Genomic DNA, 17,393 nt, shown 5'->3' with positions numbered 1-17,393 from the left:
CCGCCGATGCCCGGGCACAGGACATATCAGGGACAGCAGCTTGAGCTGTTTCGGCCAAGCGGCGGCAATATCGCCGCCCGCGACGCACAGGACCTTATGTCCTGGCCGTTCTTCTCACTCGCCAAATCCCGCCGTGTGACGCCGATCGACTTTCGCATGGGCGATGTATCGATCCGCGTGGAGGCGACTGCCGAACACGGCATGGCGACGATATGGGACGCGGACATTCTGATCTGGGCCGCGTCGCAGATTGTCGAAGCCCGCGACAATGGCCTGCGGACATCGCGGCTGATGTCGGCTACTCCCTACGAAATCCTCACCTTCATCCACCGGGACGATTCCGCCCGCAGCTATGAACGGCTGAAGGCAGCCCTTGACCGACTACAATCCACCACGATCGCCACCACGATCCGCCAGCCGTCCGAACGGCGCAGGCATCGCTTCTCATGGATCGCCGAATGGAAAGAGCGCCTTGACGCTCACGGACGGCCGCTCGGCATTGAACTCATCCTACCTGACTGGTTCTATGCCGGCGTCATCGACGATGCGCTAATCCTCACCATCGACCGGGACTATTTCGATCTCAGAGGCGGCTTTGAGCGTTGGCTTTACCGGCTCGTGCGCAAGCACGGCGGTCGCCAGACATGGGGCTGGAGCTTCGATCTCAAGCACCTGCACCTGAAGTCCGGCAGCCTCTCGCCCCTCAAGCACTTTGTCTATGACCTACGCGGCATCGTCCAGCGCCAGCCGCTGCCTGGCTACCGACTTGCGCTCGTCACCGATCCGGACGGTCGCGTCCGCTTGACCTTCCAACCAACCTCAACCGATCCGTCTGGCATCGCAGCGTTCCGCGCGCCGCGCCGCCGGACGATCAGACTGTGAGCAAGCTGTGGACAGACCCGTGCTATCGAGGACCGCCAGGCCCGTGCTATCGGGGACTGGATACCCGTGCTATCAGGGACCGAAATCGGACTTAACCATCCGTATTTCTTCGGTTATTCGCTCCCCTAACATTCCTAACCTAGATTCCTTCGGAATCTTTCTAACGGATCAGCCTGCACCGGCCGCGTGTGGATCGCAGGCAGCGTCATACGTCTGCGCCCTCATTGCACCCCTCTCGTCATTCACATCGGGGGCGGGACAATGAAAACGGGCATGCACATCGACAGCTTTCCGCCCAGTCGAACGCTGGTCGAACTGACATGGCGCGAGAAGCGGATCGAGCATTGGATCCGCTTCGGCCGGATCGCTGAAGAACAGCGCATCGATCGTCACCGCCGCATTATCGGATTTACTCCAGGTAGCGTGTTCGCCTTCGTCCGTTGGGCCGCGAACGATTACGGCACCGTCGTTTCCCGTATCGATATCCTGCGCGCGGTGGCGGCAGGCGAAGCATTCCAGACGCTTCCTTTTGTGCGTCCCGGCGGCGACATCCTGTTACGGATCCACGGTTGGCCGAAGGTTGAAACGGTGCTGCACACCATCGACGTGATCGAAGCACTTAGCATCGATCCGGCCGACGTCGCGCCGGATCACTGGCGGCATGTCCACAATCGCCTCAGCGTCAACGAGCCGTTTCGGACCTACACCAGCGACCAGCATCGTGCCTGGCTCAAGCGTCGAAGCATTCTCCCAATCGCAGACAACACCACCGGCAACGATCGCACTGGAGGCACACCATGACGCGCTTCGCATGGGTGATGGTGACATACTTTTCCGCACTCGCCACCGGCGTCGCGGCGTTCGTCGATCCACCGAAGAAGCTTATCTGGAACGCCAGCGCCAGCGCGCCGGTCGGTCTTTATCGGGTCGTTCCGGTTGATCGTATCGACGTCACCGATCTGGCTGTGGTTATGCCGCCCGACGAACTGGCAAACTTCCTTGATGAGCGCCGCTATCTGCCGAAGGGATTGCCGCTTCTCAAGCGCGTGCTGGCGCTTGGAGGCACCGAAGTTTGCCGCTCCGGCACTGATATCACCGCTTACGGCATGAGTTACGGACAGGCCCGCGGGCGCGACAGTCAAGGCCGCTCGTTGCCAGTCTGGCAGGGATGCAGGCAGATCGCCGAGAACGAAGCCTTCTTCATGAATTGGGTTGCACCCGAAAGTTTCGACAGCCGTTATTTCGGGCCGCTTCCCCTCACAACCGTCATCGGTCGGGCGATCCCGCTCTGGACGACCGACGGTCCGCATCCGGACGCAGACAGCTTCAGTGAGCCGGTACCCGACGAGCCGTGATGGCTCGTTCCACCAACAACGAAAGGATTCCCATGACCCAGATCGGGACCTTCACCCGCAATAGTGACGGCTTTTTCGGCCGCATCCGCACGCTCACCCTCAATGCCGAAGTGACCATCCTGCCAGCCGACGAAACCGACGCTGAAAATGCTCCGGACCATCGCATTTTTGGCGATGGCCTTGAGATTGGCGCGGCATGGGACCGCACCGGAGATAGGGCAGGGGCGTATCTGTCCGTGACCATAGATGATCCGTCCTTCGTCGAGCCGATCCGCGCCCGGATGTTCGAGTCTGACACCGGCAAGGATGTCTGGAATCTTCACTGGACGCGCAAGACGCGGCGCGACGAACAGGCGTGACCGTCATGCGCTGCCGTCCTTCCCCCGAACCTTCAGGCGCAATCCCTTTGATCGATCGAGCGCCGATCAATCCCCTCGACCCGATCGCCTACGAGCAAGCCGTCGCGCGCAACGGAGGTCAGGGGCGGCGGCCTGTTTTCCGGGAAGTGGACACGTCATCAGGCGTCGACCGTCCGGAAAATATTGGCCGACGGCGAAGCCTTGCCCTTGACCGCAGCGAGCACGATGGCAGGCTGATGGCGTTTTGGGACGGCGGTGCTCACGCGGCTGTCTTGGCGATTGCGGCGATGTTCGTCGCGGTCATCATGATCGTCACGCAGCCATGCATAGCATTGGCTGATCCTCTGAAAACCGATGCTCTGTCGGATCGTGGAGTCACGGTTGCTCCGTCGTCCGATCCATGGGCAAAGCACATCACTGAAGCCGCCAGACGTTTCGCCATTTCCGAACGATGGATACGCGCCGTCATGCAGGCTGAAAGCGATCATGATCAGCTTGCCGTCTCGCCGAAAGGCGCGATGGGCCTGATGCAAATCATGCCGGCGACATGGATGGAACTACGCACCCGGTATCACCTTGGCGCCGATCCTTATCAGCCACGTGACAACATTCTCGCTGGCGCTGCCTATCTCGCAGAACTGCATGATCTCTATGGCTCGCCGGGTTTCCTCGCCGCCTACAATGCCGGCCCCGGCCGCTACGAAAAGCACCTTGTCACCGGCGATCCGCTGCCGACCGAGACCGTCAATTACATCGCGAAAGTGATGTCACTGATTGACGTGGATACAGCGCTCGTCAATCGCACGGTCGTTCAGCCGTCGCGCTCTTCATGGTCGATTGCACCGTTGTTCATCACGCGTTATCTCGCCGGAAATAGTGATGATAACAAGACCGCCAATCTCCCTTCCGGTCGTTCCTCTAGCGCTCGTACGATCGTCGATCTGTCGGCGCTCGCACCGCCGTCCGATGGCCTGTTTGTGCGCCGCAACGATGAAGAGGAGCAAAAGCGATGATTGTCGTGGTCTCTGTTAGCGCATCGGGCTGGATCGTAGGTATTGCGGGGTGGGGAGGGGCATCGGGAGACACGACCGAGGGAAGGCGAGATAAAAGCAGGCGATGTGCGCCTGCGTTCGGTCGTGTGTTTTCAGGGGCTTATGACGCATTTACGCGAGGTGCCCCTGATCGGCGCAGCCTGCGCATTGGTCATTTCTGCAGGGATTTCATCGGCTTTGCGCGATGTGCGGGGCCACGACGATGAGCGGCGAGGACGATTTTCGAATTCGGCCAGGCCGGATTCGCTCGACCCGTGCACAACACGCTCGGCCTTTCATCTCGCAGGCGCTCGCAGCTGCCCAACGGGCCGGCGGCAGCGTCTCGCGCTCCGGTAAGATCAGCTTGGGCAACCGCTCGCATTTCGGGCGCGGCCAGCGCGCCACTGTGCAGGCCAATCGCCTGCTCACCAGCCGATCGCGCAACACCGTCATCAAGACGCGCGTCGTCCGGCACAGTGCTCGGGCCGCGCCACTCTCCGCCCACCTCAGCTATCTCCGGCGCGACGGCGTCACACAGGATGGGGAGAAGGCCAAATTGTTCGGGCCAGAGGCCGAGGACGCCGATCCCAAGGCCTTCGCAGAGAGGACCCAGGACGACCGGCACCATTTCCGGTTCATCGTCTCGCCCGAGGACGCGACCGATATGTCCGACCTCGAGACCTACGCCCGCGACCTCATGCGGCAGATGGAGAAGGACCTCGGCACAAGGCTCGACTGGGTCGGCGTCGACCACTGGAACACCGACAATCCCCACGTCCATATCATTCTGCGCGGCCGTACCGACGACGGGCAGGACCTCGTCATTTCCCGCGACTACATCAAGGAAGGCATGCGCGCCCGCGCGCAGGATCTTGTCACCCAGGAGCTGGGGCCGCGCACCGATCACGAGATCCGCCGCAATCTTGAGCGGCAGATCGAGGCGGAGCGCTGGACCAATCTCGACCGGCAGCTTGCCAGGGACAGCTACCGTACCGGCGTCGTCGATCTCGCCCCGCACCCAGATCGCCAGCCGGACGAATTCCACACGATGAAAGTCGGCCGATTGCGGAAGCTGGAGACGCTCGGCCTCGCGGATCAGGTCGGTCCCGGCCAATGGGTCGTGTCCGAGAATGCCGAGGGAACGCTGCGCGAGTTGGGCGAGCGTGGCGACATCATCAAGCGCATCCATCGCGGACTAACCGACCGCGGCATCGAGCGCGGCGCGGCCAACTATGTGCTCGCCGGCGAAAGCCTCGACGATCCTGTCGTTGGGCGGCTGGTCGATCGCGGTCTCGATGATGAGCTGAAGGGTACGGCCTACGCGGTGGTCGATGGCACCGACGGGCGCACCCATCACATCAAGCTGCCCGACCTTGATGCCGCTGGCGACAGCGCGCCGGGCTCGATCGTCGAGCTGCGCAAGTTCGACGATACCCAAGGCCGCCGGCGCGTCGCCCTTGCGGTGCGATCCGATCTCAACGTCGAACGACAGATCACCGCGACGGGCGCAACCTGGCTCGACAGGCAAGCGATCGCCCGCGAGCCGGTGGCGCTCGGCGGCGGTGGCTTCGGCGCCGAGGTGCGCCAGGCGATGGATAGGCGCGCCGAACATCTCGTTGGCCAGGGTCTCGCCGAGCGGCAATCGCGCGGCGTCAGTTTCTCGCCAGGCCTGATCGACACGTTGCGGCAACGCGAGATCGACGCCCTGGGCCAGAAGCTCGCAACCGACACCGGCCGGCCGTTCACCAAAGCCGGAACCGGGGAATACGTCGCCGGGATGTATCGACAGCGCTTTGCGCTCGCGTCTGGCCGCTTTGCCATGATCGACGACGGCCTCGGCTTCCAGCTCGTGCCTTGGACGCCATCCCTCGAAAAGCAAATCGGCCAGCATGTCTCCGGCGTCTCGCGCGGCGACGGCGGCGTCGACTGGAGCTTCGGGCGCAAGCGCGGGCTCGGGATGTAATCCAATCAAGAAAGGAACAAGCCATGTCGGCGACCAAGATCCTCTGGGGGCAACTCATCACCGTCTGCCTGATCGTCCTCATGACGACCTGGGCGGCGACACAGTGGACCGCGTGGCGGCTGGGATTCCAGCCGCAGCTCGGGGACTCGTGGTTCGAACTGGCGGGCTGGCCGATCTACTATCCGCCGGCCTTCTTCTGGTGGTGGTACTTCTACGATGCGTACGCACCGCCAATCTTTGTCGAAGGTGGTTTCATTGCAGCGTCCGGGGGCTTCATCGCTATTGCCGCTGCGATCGGCATGTCCGTCTGGCGCGCGCGCGAGGCGAAGAATGTCGAAACCTACGGCTCCGCCCGCTGGGCAGGTCCCGACGAGATCAAAGCGGCCGGTTTGCTCGGCCCCGACGGCGTCGTGCTCGGTAAGCACGATCGCGATTACCTTCGCCATGACGGGCCGGAGCATGTGCTGTGCTTCGCGCCGACCCGGTCCGGCAAGGGCGTCGGCCTGGTCGTGCCGTCGCTTCTGACCTGGCCTGGGTCGGCGATCGTCCATGACATCAAGGGCGAGAACTGGACGTTGACCGCTGGCTTTCGCGCCCGCCATGGTCAAGTCTTGCTGTTCGATCCGACCAACGCGAAGTCTGCCGCCTACAATCCGCTGCTGGAAGTCCGGAAAGGGGAATGGGAGGTTCGCGACGTACAGAATATCGCCGACATTCTCGTAGATCCCGAAGGCTCGCTGGAAAAGCGAAACCACTGGGAGAAGACCAGTCACGCGTTGCTGGTTGGAGTGATCCTCCATGTTCTCTATGCCGAGGCCGACAAGACACTCGCTGGCGTAGGCGCCTTCCTGTCCGATCCCAAGCGGCCAATCGAATCAACGTTGGCTGCCATGATGAAGACGGCGCATCTGGGCGAGGCCGGGCCGCATCCCGTCATCGCGTCCGCCGCGCGCGAGTTGCTGAACAAATCCGACAACGAGCGGTCCGGCGTGCTGTCGACCGCCATGTCGTTCCTTGGGCTTTATCGCGATCCCGTCGTCGCCGAAGTCACACGCCGCTGTGATTGGCGCATCGTCGACATCGTCGGCGGAAAACATCCGACCACGCTCTACCTAGTAGTTCCGCCATCCGACATCAACCGGACAAAACCGCTGATCCGCCTGATCCTCAATCAGGTCGGCAGGCGCCTGACCGAAGACCTGCAAGCGAAAGGCAACCGCCACCGACTGCTGCTAATGCTCGATGAATTTCCCGCACTCGGCCGCCTCGACTTCTTCGAAAGTGCGCTCGCCTTTATGGCCGGATATGGCCTCAAGGCGTTCCTGATTTCCCAGTCGCTGAACCAGATCGAGAAGGCTTATGGTCCGAACAACTCGATCCTGGACAACTGCCACGTCCGTGTCAGCTTCGCGACCAATGACGAACGTACCGCGAAACGGGTATCCGATGCGCTGGGCACCGCCACCGAGATGAAGGCGATGAAGAACTATGCCGGTCACCGGCTCTCGCCATGGCTCGGGCATTTGATGGTCTCCCGCTCCGAGACGGCGCGGCAGCTCCTCACCCCCGGCGAGATCATGCAGCTTCCGCCCTCGGACGAGATCGTCATGGTCGCCGGCATCCCGCCGATCCGAGCTAAGAAAGCCCGATACTACGAGGATCGCCGCCTTCAGGAGCGAATCCTGACGCCACCTACCCTGACCAAGCCAAAGAGCGGACAAGCCGACGACTGGAGCAACATCGAACCTCCGAAGCCGCCGGTATTAGACACGCGGGTCGCGGCAGAAGCGCAGACGGACGACGATCCGACGGACTCTGAACGCCGACATCAGCCGGAACTGAGCCGAACCAGGACGGTCGAGCGTAAGGATGTGATCGAGAACGAATTCGAGATCGACCCCCGCGACGATGTGGAGGAGGACGCCGCCCGCCTCAGCCGTATGAACCAGACCATGCGCCAAGTAGCACGTCAGGCCTCGCTCGATCCGGGCGATGGGATCGATCTGTAGGAGACGATTGTGATAAAAGCTCCCAAGAAACAGCGCCTCTCAGTCTATCTTGATCCTGATGTCATGAAGGCGCTCGCTGCGTATGCTGCTCGGCGCGATCAATCTCTATCCCTGATCGCCGAAGCGGGTATCGCGTCCTTCCTGTCGCCAGATGGAGCCGAGCGACAGGAGGCTGCCACCACCAAGCGGCTTGACCAACTCGACCGCCGCATGACGCGAATGGAGCGCGACCTCGGCATTTCCGTCGAGACGTTGGCAGTGTTTGTGCGCTTCTGGTTATCGACAACTCCAACGCTGCCGGAGCCTGCCGCGCAGGCTGCACGAGCCAAATCGAGTGAACGCTACGAGGCGTTCGTCACCGCGTTGGGGCGGAGATTGGCGAAAGGTCCAAAGCTGAGGCAGGAGATTTCTGAAGACCTCGAGTAGCCAACTAGGAAATCGTTGGCCTTGGGTATTCATGAGCGTGAAACGCATCGATAATAGTGCCGATAGCGCCAACTGAACCCAGGTTCAAAAGCGAGAAAAACAAATTGCTGGCGGCTCTCGGTGGCAGCGTGGACGCGCATGTCATGAACTTCATTTCCAATGCTTCAGTCGACATCGGCTCCCCGGCGCTGCCAGGAACATACTCTTGAAAACGTTTCAGGGTGCGGCCATCATTGAGTTTAATCTCGAGTCGAGACGCAACAGAGGCTCCGCTCGGTCCTTTGGGCAAGGTGTCGTCCGATATCACAATGATTTTGCGCATGAGCTCGCTGACATCTTCGCTCACGCCGTTGTCGAAATTAAACTCGCCTATCCCGGCACGGCCTGTCTTCGCTGCTATGGCGAGGCTGTAGGGCATGCTGAATTTTGCTTCATTGCCGGTCGTTGGACTATCATGCACCAAGATCTGTGGAGCGACCGGATCAACGAAGCAAGTCATCGTGGAAATGTCTCCTTCACCAAAACCGTACTCCTCTTTCAAAGCGATGGTCGAGTAGATCGCCGTATGCGAGGCGGTACAGCACGGATATGCCTTAAGAACCAACGTTCCTTGGGAAAATCCGTATGGTTTGCCAAAACTCTCGATGACGCTACCGACGTTATCCCCCGTGCTAAAAAGAGATGTAAAGCCGCCGCTTCCAAAGATGGCGCCCGCAGACGACGTCAATCCCGCCTTCGCCGCTTCCGCTGCAAATATCCCGTTGCGAACGGCCTGGCCCACCTGAAGCGGCTTTGTGTCGCTGCCGAAGTTGGCCCGTATACCAGATGAAAGCGAAGCGCTCATGCCAAGGGCTTGACACATCTCATGGGTTGTTAAGCCGAGCACGCGACCGGCCGCTGCACAAGCAGCGAAAACTCCTAATGTTGCGGACGAGTGCCATCCACTCCGATAGTGACGTGGATTTACGATCTCGCCAAGCCTTATCGCGACCTCAGTGGCGATCACGTAGGCTCGTAGAACGTCTGCACCAGATATCCCAGGGCACGCATCTGCAGTAACCAAGGCCGCGGTTGCAGCTGTGACTGTTACGTGCGCCCACGAATGCCCCGTCTCATCGTCATCAAAGTCGTGTATATGTCCGGCAAACGCGTTGATAAACCCGGCTTCTCGTAGTGAAACCCGTCTGTTGCTACCCCAAATACGAGCTGAGAGTTTATCCGGCGTGGAGTTGTCTCCCACCAGCTCAACCAGGCGCGCAAATGCGGGAAGCGTGGTTCCGGCGAGTGCAACACCAACAAGATCTGCAATATGGCGAGATGCTTGCAGTATGATCTCTTGGGAAGGCTCCGGTGCATCACTAACAATGAGTTCGGCGAGACGACGCTCTGTATCGGCTGGTGTGTTTTCCATATACTCTCTCTCAAATAAGACAATCCGCAGCATGATCCGGCGGACCTATGTGCGCCATTTGTCATGAAGTCCGGAGGAGTTCCTCGCTGCCATACGCCGGAAGTGAGCCAAGAGGGCATAGACTTTCGAACGAAGTGATCTGCAAGTGCCTCGACGCTCATAGAAATTCCGATGCGGAAGAGTAGCCGACCGTCATCTGACGGTCGGGGCCTTGAACGCTTGGCTGAGGATGATGAGTAGAATTGTCACACTGATAAGGCAGGTTGATATCGCGGCAATAGTCGGATCAACCTGGTCCCTGAGCGCGTTGAACATCCTGCGATTCAACGTGGCGGCCGAACCGTTGGAAATGAACATCGCAACCACAACTTCATCGAAGGACGTGAAGAACGAGAAAAGGGTCGCCGAGAGAACCGACGCCTTTATCTGAGGCAAAGTGACTGTCATGAATGCGCGCAAGCGCGTTGCTCCGAGGCTTCTAGCGGCCTGTTCCTGATTGGCGTCATAGGAAGCCAATCCGGCAGTGACCACAATAAAGACAATCGGAAGGGCCAGCGCGGTATGGACGGTCGTCAAGCCCAAGGTTGTATTAACGAGGCCCAATCTCGCGAAGACGAAAAGCGAGCCGACCGCTACAATGATGATCGGCACAGCCATCGGCAGGGTGAATACCGCCAACAGAAGAGAACGCCATCGAGCGCTTCCTGCCCAGGTTCCGTACGCAGCAGCAGTACCGATCCCTGTCGCCGCAATTGTAGTCAGAATCGCGACCTTGAAAGACGTCAAGGTGGCGTTCATCCAGTCAGTGGACGAGAAATAGCTTTCATACCATCTGAAAGAGAAATCCCGTGGTGGAAATTCGAGGTCCGACGTGCCCGAAAAGCTCATCGGGATCACGATCAGAGTCGGCAAAATGAGGAAGATCATAGTGATGGCTACAAATACATAGAGCCACAGGCGCTGTTGATGCGTTACTTGCGTGATTGATGCAGGGCGTCGTAACCAGTTCATTAGATTGTCCTCCGCCCTTTTTTGCGCGCGATCAGGGCTGCGATGCCGATAAGGGCCATGGTAATCGCCAGCAAAACGATTCCTAGAGCGCTCGCGGCTCCCCAGCTCGAGTACAGGCGCACGTTTGCGTCAATACGCATTGCTGCCATGATGACCTGGCCACCACCGAGAACGGCAGGCGTGACATAGAATCCGAGGCACATGACAAACACGATCAAGATGCCCGATAGGAACCCTGGTAACGACAGTGGAAAGAAGACGTCCCGGAACGCACGGGATGGTTTAGCCCCGAGATTGCACGCTGCAGCCACCAGATTCTCATCGATGGATCGCATTGATGCGAACAGAGGCAGAACCATGAATGGCAACATGATGTGAACCATGCCTATCAACGCGCCGGTCATGTTATGTGCAAGCTGGAGCGGCTCTTGTATGATGCCGAGCTTTATCAGCGTGCTATTGATGAGGCCTTTGTTTTGGAGAACGACAAGCCATGCGTAGGTTCGTACCAATACCGCAGTCCAAAACGGTACGAGGATGCCAAGCAGCAAATATTTGCGCGCACTATCAGGCATCTGCACAAGAAAATAAGTCAGCGGGTAACCGATCAATGCCACGAGCAGCGTCGTGTAGAATGACACTTTGAATGTCATTGCGAACACTTGAGCATAGACTGGCTGCTCCCAGAGCCTGGAATAGTTTAGAAGAGTAAATCCACCCCTATCTGCGATGAACGACAAATAGACCATAACGCCGACGGGCAAGATCACGACCAGGAGGATGAGGGCGGCCCCTGGCAATGCCAGCGACAGCAGCAATAGGTCTTCTTTTTTTGTTGCCGCGCGGAGCGGTGCGGCATTGTCTAGGGGGAGTTTTAGGCCTGCTATGACCGTACTCATCGCTTGTCCTCACTTACAACACGAGTTTCATTCATGTGCAGTCCGAGAGAAATCGGCTCGCCAGCGTGCGGGAAAAGAGATCTCGTTCCTTCGCGAAGGTTTCGTCTGACGGAGATAATTTCACCAGATGGAAGCTTCACAAACGCGAGGCAACTTTCTCCCTGAAAAAGAACCCGCTCAAGGGTGCCGTTGAACACGTTGAATACACTTTGATCTACGGATGGCGCCATGACTTCCATCTTTTCAGGGCGGATAACCAAGAGGCTGTCCCCGTCCGGCGCATTTGTGCCAGGCGCAATCTTCAACGGCTGGCCGCCGCAAACTGGCTCGCCGCCGACGGTTTTTACCGGGAGGAATGCGGACTCGCCCATGAATTCGGCCACGAACGCTGTTTTCGGCGCATTGTAGAGCTCTTCAGCACTGTCGAGTTGGGCGATCTCACCACCGCGTAACACGGCGATCCGATCAGACATCGTGAGCGCTTCTCGTTGGTCATGCGTCACCAGTACGGTCGTCATTCCGAGGCGCTCATGCATCGCACGCAGTTCAACCTGCATGCGTTCACGCAAATTCTTGTCGAGAGCCGATAGCGGCTCATCCATCAGGAGAATTTTGGGTTTCGCAACCACCGCACGGGCAAGGGCAATTCGTTGTTTCTGACCGCCAGACAGTTCCGAAATACGGCGATTCTGGTATCCGGACAGCTGAACCAACTCAAGGACTTCAGCCACGGATTCTTCGATTTCATTCTTGGAACGTTTTCGAATTTTCAGAGGGTAAGCAATGTTGGCAAACACGTCCATGTGGGGAAACAGCGCGTAGTTCTGGAACATCATGCCAATGCCGCGCTCGTGTGGAGGCATCAGGATGACCTCCTTATCCCCAAACTTGAGGGATCCGTGGTCGGGCCGTACAAAACCAGCCAGCACCATAAGCAGCGTCGTTTTACCGGACCCCGAAGGCCCCAGGAGGGTCATGAACTCTCCGCTGCGGATATCTAGCGAGACGTTCTTAAGTGCAGTTACGCCACCATATGCCTTGCCTATCTTAGAGATGCCAATCGGGAGCGACTGTGCAGCGGCAGAATTGGGGATTTTTTGATGTTCCATAATGTTAGAGTATCCAATGCAGGGAAATCATGTTTTCGACTGATACCGCCGGGCGCCCGATCTTAATGAGGCGCCCGGCGGAAGCCGTTGACCAAAGGTCACGGCTGCCCTGGGAGGGGTCACCTTGTCAAAAGCATTGAGTCGAACGCTTCCGACAGCTCAGCACCGTATGTGTTCCAGAAATTGACATCAGCCGCGTACTGAACAGCTACATTCTCTGGCGACGACGGCAGACGGGATAGTGTTGCCGCATCGTATCCCTCAGAGGCCTTGAGGTTTGGGGAACCATAGGAGATATATTTTGGCAAGTCCTTGGAGTACTCCGCCTTGGAGATTTCCTTCAAGAACTTTATTGCGTTTTCAGGGTTCGGCGAGCCTTTTACGATCCCGTAGCAGTCGATGTTCAAGAGGCCGTCGTTGAAGGTAAACTTGTACTTTGCCCCGGCATCCACCGCAGCCTGAATGCGGCCATTCCAGCCATAAATCAGCGGGACCTCACCGTCCTTCACCAACTGCATGGACTGCGCGCCGCTTTCCCACCAGATAACGTTCGGCTTCAGTTCCGCGATCTTATCCATGGCGGCCTTGCGGCCTTCCGGTGTGCTCAAGAACTTGTAGATCTCGCTGCGGGGATGACCAAGCGCAAGCACAGCGGCTTCAAGGTTGCCTCGTGGAGCTCGGTACATTCCGCGCTTTCCAGGAAATTTTTTCACGTCCCAGAAATCTTTCATATCCTTTGGGCTGTTACCGCCGAAGCCTTCGGTGGCGTAACCGATTACTGTCGAATATACAGTAACGCCGACACAATAATCGTTGACCGAGCCTGGAATGAAGTCCGCCTTGTTGACGATATCTGCCGGCAGCTTGCTGATCACGCCAGCGTCAGCGACGAGCTGGCTTTCGGCGAGCGAAAGTTGAACGATATCCCAGACCACGGCATTTGCATCGACTTGCGCCCTTGCCTCTCCCCAATTTTGAGAAGTTTCTTCCGAAAAGCTCATTCCAAGCACCTTAGCCGCAGGCTTCCAAAGCGCTTCCCGCTGCGCTTTTTGTGAAGCTCCACCGGATGATGCGATCACCACGTCTGCGGCCTGTGCGACCGCTAAAGCTCCGGTCAGAGCGAAAGCCGAGGCCGACAGCAAAAGGCGAGTTAGGTAATTCCGTGTCATGCATTTACTCCCGTTTTGTTAAGTTCCCAATGCGATCCGGTCGTTTATCGATATCGAGTAACTAAGACGCGATGTCGGATTTGCCGGGGACGATCTTGGCCTCTCAGCCCTGATGCGGCGGGCATGAGTGCTTGTTTGGGCAACCAAGTTCCCCTGGTTGCCTAGTTCCCAAAATTTTATGATCTCAGCCGCTTCTATGTCGGCCTTCGACAGGATCCCGGCCTTTTTCGGCGATGGTCGCCGTCCATGCGAGATTTCAACAGCTCCAATCTCTCACATGTTTGAAATATGTCAATATCAAACATCAAACAAACATTATTGAAAAACTTTGTTGCAATCATTCACCATCCGTGCTGTTTATTTGTTTGAAACGAACATTGATCGTCTGGAGTGATATAGAATGAGCGGTGGGCGGAATGACCGTCAAAAAGAGCTCTTAACCTTCCTCGGTGAGGCAGGCACGGGCAGTATTGACGAGCTCTGTAAGCGGTTCAGTGTGTCGGAGATGACTATCCGGCGCGACCTGACAGAACTCGAAAAAGAGGGTTTGTTAATTCGAACTCATGGCGGTGCAAAGTTAAAGGAAACCGCGTTTTTCGAGGTCTCCTTTGCCGCAAAGGCAACGCAGTTCGTCGCCGAGAAAAAGCGAATTGCTGAATTCGCCGCGGGCCTCGTCCACGACGGAGATAGAATAATAATAGATTCCGGAACCACGACTGGCCACTTTGCTCGCCTGCTCAAAGATCGTCGAGTTACAGTCGTAACGAACGCGTTGAATGTCGCTGCGGACCTGATCGATGGACGACAGATCGATCTTCATTTCTGTGGAGGAGCTCTGCGGAGAGGACCAGTCGCAGCCGTTGGGCAAGTCGCGGCGAAATTTTTCGAATCTGTCCGGTGCGACCGCCTTTTTATGGGTGTCGAGGGCGTGGACAGCACTGGAACGATGACGGTTCCTGATGTCGAGGAAGCGTTGGTCAAGCAGATGATGATGCAGGCTGCTCGCGAGGTAATTGTCCTCGCTGATCACAGCAAACTTGGAAGAAATTCGCTTGGTGTCATAGGCAGTCTTGGGTCCGTGACGACCCTAATAACGGGCGAGGAGGCTAGTTCGTCAACTCTGGCGCCTCTTCGAGAACTGACGAAAGTAATCACCGTTTAGGTTGTCGCTCCAGCAGACCTAGGCCCTCAAAGCGAGGGCGAGCAAGAAAGAGTATCAGTCCCAAGACCAGAGATGAACGTTTCTGGCTGCGGCTGGGTGCGACTGCCGTGCGCCCTGCGCTTTGCCATTCATAGCTTCGCAATAAACTAGGAGATGAGAATATGAACCCCTTAGATCGGTTTCGCCTCGATGGCCAGACTGTCGTTGTAACCGGAGCAGCCAGAGGTATCGGTTTTGCGGTTGCCGAGCTATGCGTCGACGCTGGCGCGAACGTCGCCATCGTTGATATCCTCGAGGAGCAGGGGCAGGCCTCTGCAAAGAGGCTCGCGGAAGCCTCAGGAAAAAATGTGCGCTTCTACAGTGCTGATCTGAGGGACTGGAAACGAGCTGAGACGGTGGTGGAAGACATCACTCGTGACTTTGGTCCGGTCAATGTACTCATGAATTGCATCGGTATCGGCCCGAACACTGACGTCCTGAAAATTAGTCCGCAGGAATGGCAGGACGTAATGAACGTCAACGTGAATGCCCAGTTTTTCATTGCACAAGCTGTGGCAAAAGCAATGGTTAATAACGGCGGTGGCAGTATCGTTTCGATCGGTTCGAATTCTGGTCTGATCGTTGATCGGCCTCAGCCGCAGGCGCACTACAATGCAAGTAAGGCCGCCGTTCACCAGATGATTAAATCGATGGCCTGCGAGCTTGCACCGCACAAGATTCGTGTGAATGCTGTAGCGCCTGGCTTTATCGTGACCGATATGACCAAGGAAGCAATCATCAATTCGGGGTGGTTGCCGACCTGGGAGCTCAATACGCCGATGGGCCGCATGGGCAAACCGGAAGAAATTGCCTTCGCGATGCTTTACCTCGCGAGCGATGCTGCAAGCTACGTGACCGGGAGCATCCTTGTCGTCGACGGTGGGTATACCTGCTGGTGATATTATCCCGCCAGATGGCGACCGCCCACCGTAGAACTGCTTGATGGCAGACACGGCGGGCGGAGGGTGCCAGAGTCGCACCAACTAGCTTTAGAGATTTGTTTTGATCAGGCACCGGCAGGTCGCGTGCCGGAGCGGAGAACCCGTGACTATGAGTAATGATTCCAAAAACGCCGTCAGCTCCCGTCTTTCTGAACGAACCGCGAAAGAACTCGCCGACGTCATATACCGGCCGGGTATGGCAGGCTTCGATAACAATGCCTTAGCCGCTTTATGCCAGATCAACGACGCCCATACGGTAATGCTGGTTGAACAAGGATTGATCAAGCATTCTGTGGGTCAATCGCTCCTGCGAGCCAGCGCTAAAATTCAAGAGGACGGAGTTGAGGCAATCGACCTCGACCCGCAATTTGAAGACGGCTATTTCGCATTTGAAAGCAAGCTTGCAACCATGATCGGCGAGGATGCCGGCTTTCTGCACACCGGCCGTAGCAGAAACGACCTCGGCGCAACGCTAGACAGGATGCGAACACGCGTCCTGTGCCTGCGAATGATGGACGGGTTGAACGGCGCTCGGGCGGCATGCGAGGCAAAGGCCGCTGAGCACGCTGAAACGATTATGCCTGGCTATACGCACCTACAACCAGCCCAGCCTATCACATTCGGCTACTTTCTAACCAACGTCGCATCAGCATTATCGCGCGAGTACGACAAGGTTGCAGCTGTTTACGCTCGTATCAATGTGTCAGCACTGGGCGCAGCGGCTCTGGCAGGTACGAGCTTCCACATCGATCGTGACCGAACCGCTAATCTGCTTGGTTTCGAGGGGCTGGCGGAGCCGTGCCTGGAAGCAGTTGCATCACGTGACTTCGTTACCGAGTTGCTCTGGACCGCTACCAGCGCGCTATCAATGGTGAGCCGCGTGGCTCAGGACATGTACGTTTTTTGCACCCATGAGTTTGCCACGATCTCGTTCCCCGACCGCATCGCAGGGACGTCGAGTATCATGCCCCAGAAGAAAAATATGTTTGCTCTGGAATATTTCCGAGCTGCCTCTGGGCGCAGTATCGGCGCGCTGAGTGGCACCCTGGCGTGCATTAAGGGCAGCAATTATTCGATTGGCCTCGATGCCACGCGCGAAGGCATCACTGATGCATGGCCGTCGCTCGAGCTCTTCGTCAATGCGATGGATCTTCTCAGACTGATATTCGAATGCGTTGAGGTGAAGAATGAGGGCCTTGAGCAAAGATGCTACGAAAACTTCTCCACCGCGACTGATCTTGCAGATGGATTGGTCCGCAGCTGCGGCCTGTCTTTTCGCGAAGCGCACCATGTCGTTGGGCGCGCAGTCCAACAAGCGATTGACGCACGACTAGATGCGAGCGGCATGACCGTTGAGACTATCAACGCTGCTGCGATGCACGAACTTGGCCGGGCGCTAGACATTACAGCGAATTTCGTCCGCGACTGCCTGGATCCTGTCCGATCAGTTAACGCCCGCACCACCCCGGGAGGGACTGCTCCCTCTGAAGTACGGCGCATGCTGACTTCGCTCGGAGCTAAACGTGCCAAGGATTTAGAAGTCTTGGCAAACCGCCGGCAGAATCTCGACGTCGCAAGCATCCTGCTTCGCGCAGCGATCCAAAAAATAACATCCTAACCTGCAACT

16 protein-coding genes are annotated in these 17,393 nt (G+C 57.8%); 11 read left to right on the top strand and 5 right to left on the bottom strand.

Annotated features, from left to right (window positions below):
• The first annotated feature begins 6 nt into the window (after window positions 1–6).
• The 8 genes from ASB66_RS17300 to ASB66_RS17265 all read left to right on the top strand — a co-directional run bounded on the left by ASB66_RS17300 (window position 7) and on the right by ASB66_RS17265 (window position 8,025).
• On the top strand, window positions 7–882 hold the full coding sequence (locus ASB66_RS17300) for a replication initiator protein A (protein WP_060718446.1): 876 nt from the start codon (window positions 7–9) through the stop codon (window positions 880–882).
• 261 nt (window positions 883–1,143) lie between these two features.
• On the top strand, window positions 1,144–1,683 hold the full coding sequence (locus tag ASB66_RS17295) for a DUF2840 domain-containing protein (RefSeq protein ID WP_060718445.1): 540 nt from the start codon (window positions 1,144–1,146) through the stop codon (window positions 1,681–1,683).
• Window positions 1,680–2,237, top strand: coding sequence for a S26 family signal peptidase (locus ASB66_RS17290; protein ID WP_060718444.1), 558 nt, complete (start codon window positions 1,680–1,682; stop codon window positions 2,235–2,237). Before ASB66_RS17295 ends, ASB66_RS17290 begins: the two co-directional genes overlap by 4 nt.
• A gap of 32 nt (window positions 2,238–2,269) precedes the next feature.
• The gene (locus tag ASB66_RS17285; protein ID WP_060718515.1) at window positions 2,270–2,596 is read left to right on the top strand and encodes a DUF736 domain-containing protein; all 327 of its coding nucleotides are present in this window, start codon (window positions 2,270–2,272) and stop codon (window positions 2,594–2,596) included.
• A 47-nt stretch (window positions 2,597–2,643) separates the two neighbouring features.
• Window positions 2,644–3,609, top strand: a complete 966-nt coding sequence (locus tag ASB66_RS17280) for a lytic transglycosylase domain-containing protein (protein WP_234823931.1) — start codon at window positions 2,644–2,646, stop codon at window positions 3,607–3,609.
• A 241-nt stretch (window positions 3,610–3,850) separates the two neighbouring features.
• Window positions 3,851–5,590 (top strand): relaxase/mobilization nuclease domain-containing protein, encoded by a 1,740-nt coding sequence (locus ASB66_RS17275; protein WP_060718443.1) that lies wholly within the window; start codon window positions 3,851–3,853, stop codon window positions 5,588–5,590.
• 23 nt (window positions 5,591–5,613) lie between these two features.
• A complete protein-coding gene (locus tag ASB66_RS17270) occupies window positions 5,614–7,599 on the top strand; it encodes a conjugal transfer protein TraG (protein WP_114386763.1) in 1,986 nt (661 codons plus the stop codon).
• Window positions 7,600–7,608: 9 nt separating this feature from the next.
• A complete protein-coding gene (locus tag ASB66_RS17265; RefSeq protein WP_060718441.1) occupies window positions 7,609–8,025 on the top strand; it encodes a hypothetical protein in 417 nt (138 codons plus the stop codon).
• 4 nt (window positions 8,026–8,029) lie between these two features.
• On the opposite strand, the gene ASB66_RS17260 is transcribed toward ASB66_RS17265, so the two are convergent.
• From ASB66_RS17260 to ASB66_RS17240, 5 genes are all read right to left on the bottom strand, one after another.
• Window positions 8,030–9,436, bottom strand: a complete 1,407-nt coding sequence (locus ASB66_RS17260; RefSeq protein WP_060718440.1) for an MmgE/PrpD family protein — start codon at window positions 9,434–9,436, stop codon at window positions 8,030–8,032.
• 192 nt (window positions 9,437–9,628) lie between these two features.
• On the bottom strand, window positions 9,629–10,447 hold the full coding sequence (locus ASB66_RS17255) for an ABC transporter permease (protein WP_060718439.1): 819 nt from the start codon (window positions 10,445–10,447) through the stop codon (window positions 9,629–9,631).
• Window positions 10,447–11,346, bottom strand: coding sequence for an ABC transporter permease (locus tag ASB66_RS17250; RefSeq protein ID WP_060718438.1), 900 nt, complete (start codon window positions 11,344–11,346; stop codon window positions 10,447–10,449). The genes ASB66_RS17255 and ASB66_RS17250 overlap by 1 nt, the downstream gene beginning before the upstream one ends.
• Window positions 11,343–12,455: an ABC transporter ATP-binding protein gene (locus ASB66_RS17245; RefSeq protein ID WP_060718437.1), complete on the bottom strand. Its 1,113-nt coding sequence runs from the start codon at window positions 12,453–12,455 to the stop codon at window positions 11,343–11,345. Before ASB66_RS17245 ends, ASB66_RS17250 begins: the two co-directional genes overlap by 4 nt.
• A gap of 119 nt (window positions 12,456–12,574) precedes the next feature.
• Window positions 12,575–13,624, bottom strand: coding sequence for an ABC transporter substrate-binding protein (locus ASB66_RS17240; RefSeq protein WP_081089064.1), 1,050 nt, complete (start codon window positions 13,622–13,624; stop codon window positions 12,575–12,577).
• A gap of 400 nt (window positions 13,625–14,024) precedes the next feature.
• On the opposite strand from ASB66_RS17240, the gene ASB66_RS17235 reads away from it, so the two are divergent.
• The 3 genes from ASB66_RS17235 (at window position 14,025) to argH (ending at window position 17,384) form a co-directional block, all read left to right on the top strand.
• The gene (locus ASB66_RS17235; RefSeq protein WP_060718435.1) at window positions 14,025–14,786 is read left to right on the top strand and encodes a DeoR/GlpR family DNA-binding transcription regulator; all 762 of its coding nucleotides are present in this window, start codon (window positions 14,025–14,027) and stop codon (window positions 14,784–14,786) included.
• A 161-nt stretch (window positions 14,787–14,947) separates the two neighbouring features.
• On the top strand, window positions 14,948–15,724 hold the full coding sequence (locus ASB66_RS17230) for a glucose 1-dehydrogenase (RefSeq protein WP_114386761.1): 777 nt from the start codon (window positions 14,948–14,950) through the stop codon (window positions 15,722–15,724).
• Between the two features lie 151 nt (window positions 15,725–15,875).
• Window positions 15,876–17,384, top strand: a complete 1,509-nt coding sequence (gene argH / locus ASB66_RS17225) for an argininosuccinate lyase (protein WP_060718433.1) — start codon at window positions 15,876–15,878, stop codon at window positions 17,382–17,384.
• The last annotated feature ends 9 nt before the right edge of the window (window positions 17,385–17,393 follow it).

This window comes from Gillisella vitis (assembly GCF_001541345.2).
Taxonomy (GTDB): domain Bacteria; phylum Pseudomonadota; class Alphaproteobacteria; order Rhizobiales; family Rhizobiaceae; genus Allorhizobium; species Allorhizobium vitis.
This window is presented reverse-complemented; position numbering and strand designations above follow the sequence as displayed.

What these genes read in the sequence shown, in the direction of transcription:
- ASB66_RS17270 (WP_114386763.1), top strand. Translation starts at nt 5,614, where the DNA reads ATGTCGGCGACCAAGATCCTCTGGGGGCAACTCATCACCGTCTGCCTG.
- ASB66_RS17300 (WP_060718446.1), top strand. Translation starts at nt 7, where the DNA reads ATGCCCGGGCACAGGACATATCAGGGACAGCAGCTTGAGCTGTTTCGG.
- ASB66_RS17285 (WP_060718515.1), top strand. Translation starts at nt 2,270, where the DNA reads ATGACCCAGATCGGGACCTTCACCCGCAATAGTGACGGCTTTTTCGGC.
- ASB66_RS17240 (WP_081089064.1), bottom strand. Translation starts at nt 13,624, where the DNA reads ATGACACGGAATTACCTAACTCGCCTTTTGCTGTCGGCCTCGGCTTTC.
- ASB66_RS17295 (WP_060718445.1), top strand. Translation starts at nt 1,144, where the DNA reads ATGAAAACGGGCATGCACATCGACAGCTTTCCGCCCAGTCGAACGCTG.
- ASB66_RS17235 (WP_060718435.1), top strand. Translation starts at nt 14,025, where the DNA reads ATGAGCGGTGGGCGGAATGACCGTCAAAAAGAGCTCTTAACCTTCCTC.
- ASB66_RS17275 (WP_060718443.1), top strand. Translation starts at nt 3,851, where the DNA reads ATGAGCGGCGAGGACGATTTTCGAATTCGGCCAGGCCGGATTCGCTCG.
- ASB66_RS17260 (WP_060718440.1), bottom strand. Translation starts at nt 9,436, where the DNA reads ATGGAAAACACACCAGCCGATACAGAGCGTCGTCTCGCCGAACTCATT.
- ASB66_RS17230 (WP_114386761.1), top strand. Translation starts at nt 14,948, where the DNA reads ATGAACCCCTTAGATCGGTTTCGCCTCGATGGCCAGACTGTCGTTGTA.
- ASB66_RS17250 (WP_060718438.1), bottom strand. Translation starts at nt 11,346, where the DNA reads ATGAGTACGGTCATAGCAGGCCTAAAACTCCCCCTAGACAATGCCGCA.
- ASB66_RS17290 (WP_060718444.1), top strand. Translation starts at nt 1,680, where the DNA reads ATGACGCGCTTCGCATGGGTGATGGTGACATACTTTTCCGCACTCGCC.
- argH (WP_060718433.1), top strand. Translation starts at nt 15,876, where the DNA reads ATGAGTAATGATTCCAAAAACGCCGTCAGCTCCCGTCTTTCTGAACGA.
- ASB66_RS17255 (WP_060718439.1), bottom strand. Translation starts at nt 10,447, where the DNA reads ATGAACTGGTTACGACGCCCTGCATCAATCACGCAAGTAACGCATCAA.
- ASB66_RS17245 (WP_060718437.1), bottom strand. Translation starts at nt 12,455, where the DNA reads ATGGAACATCAAAAAATCCCCAATTCTGCCGCTGCACAGTCGCTCCCG.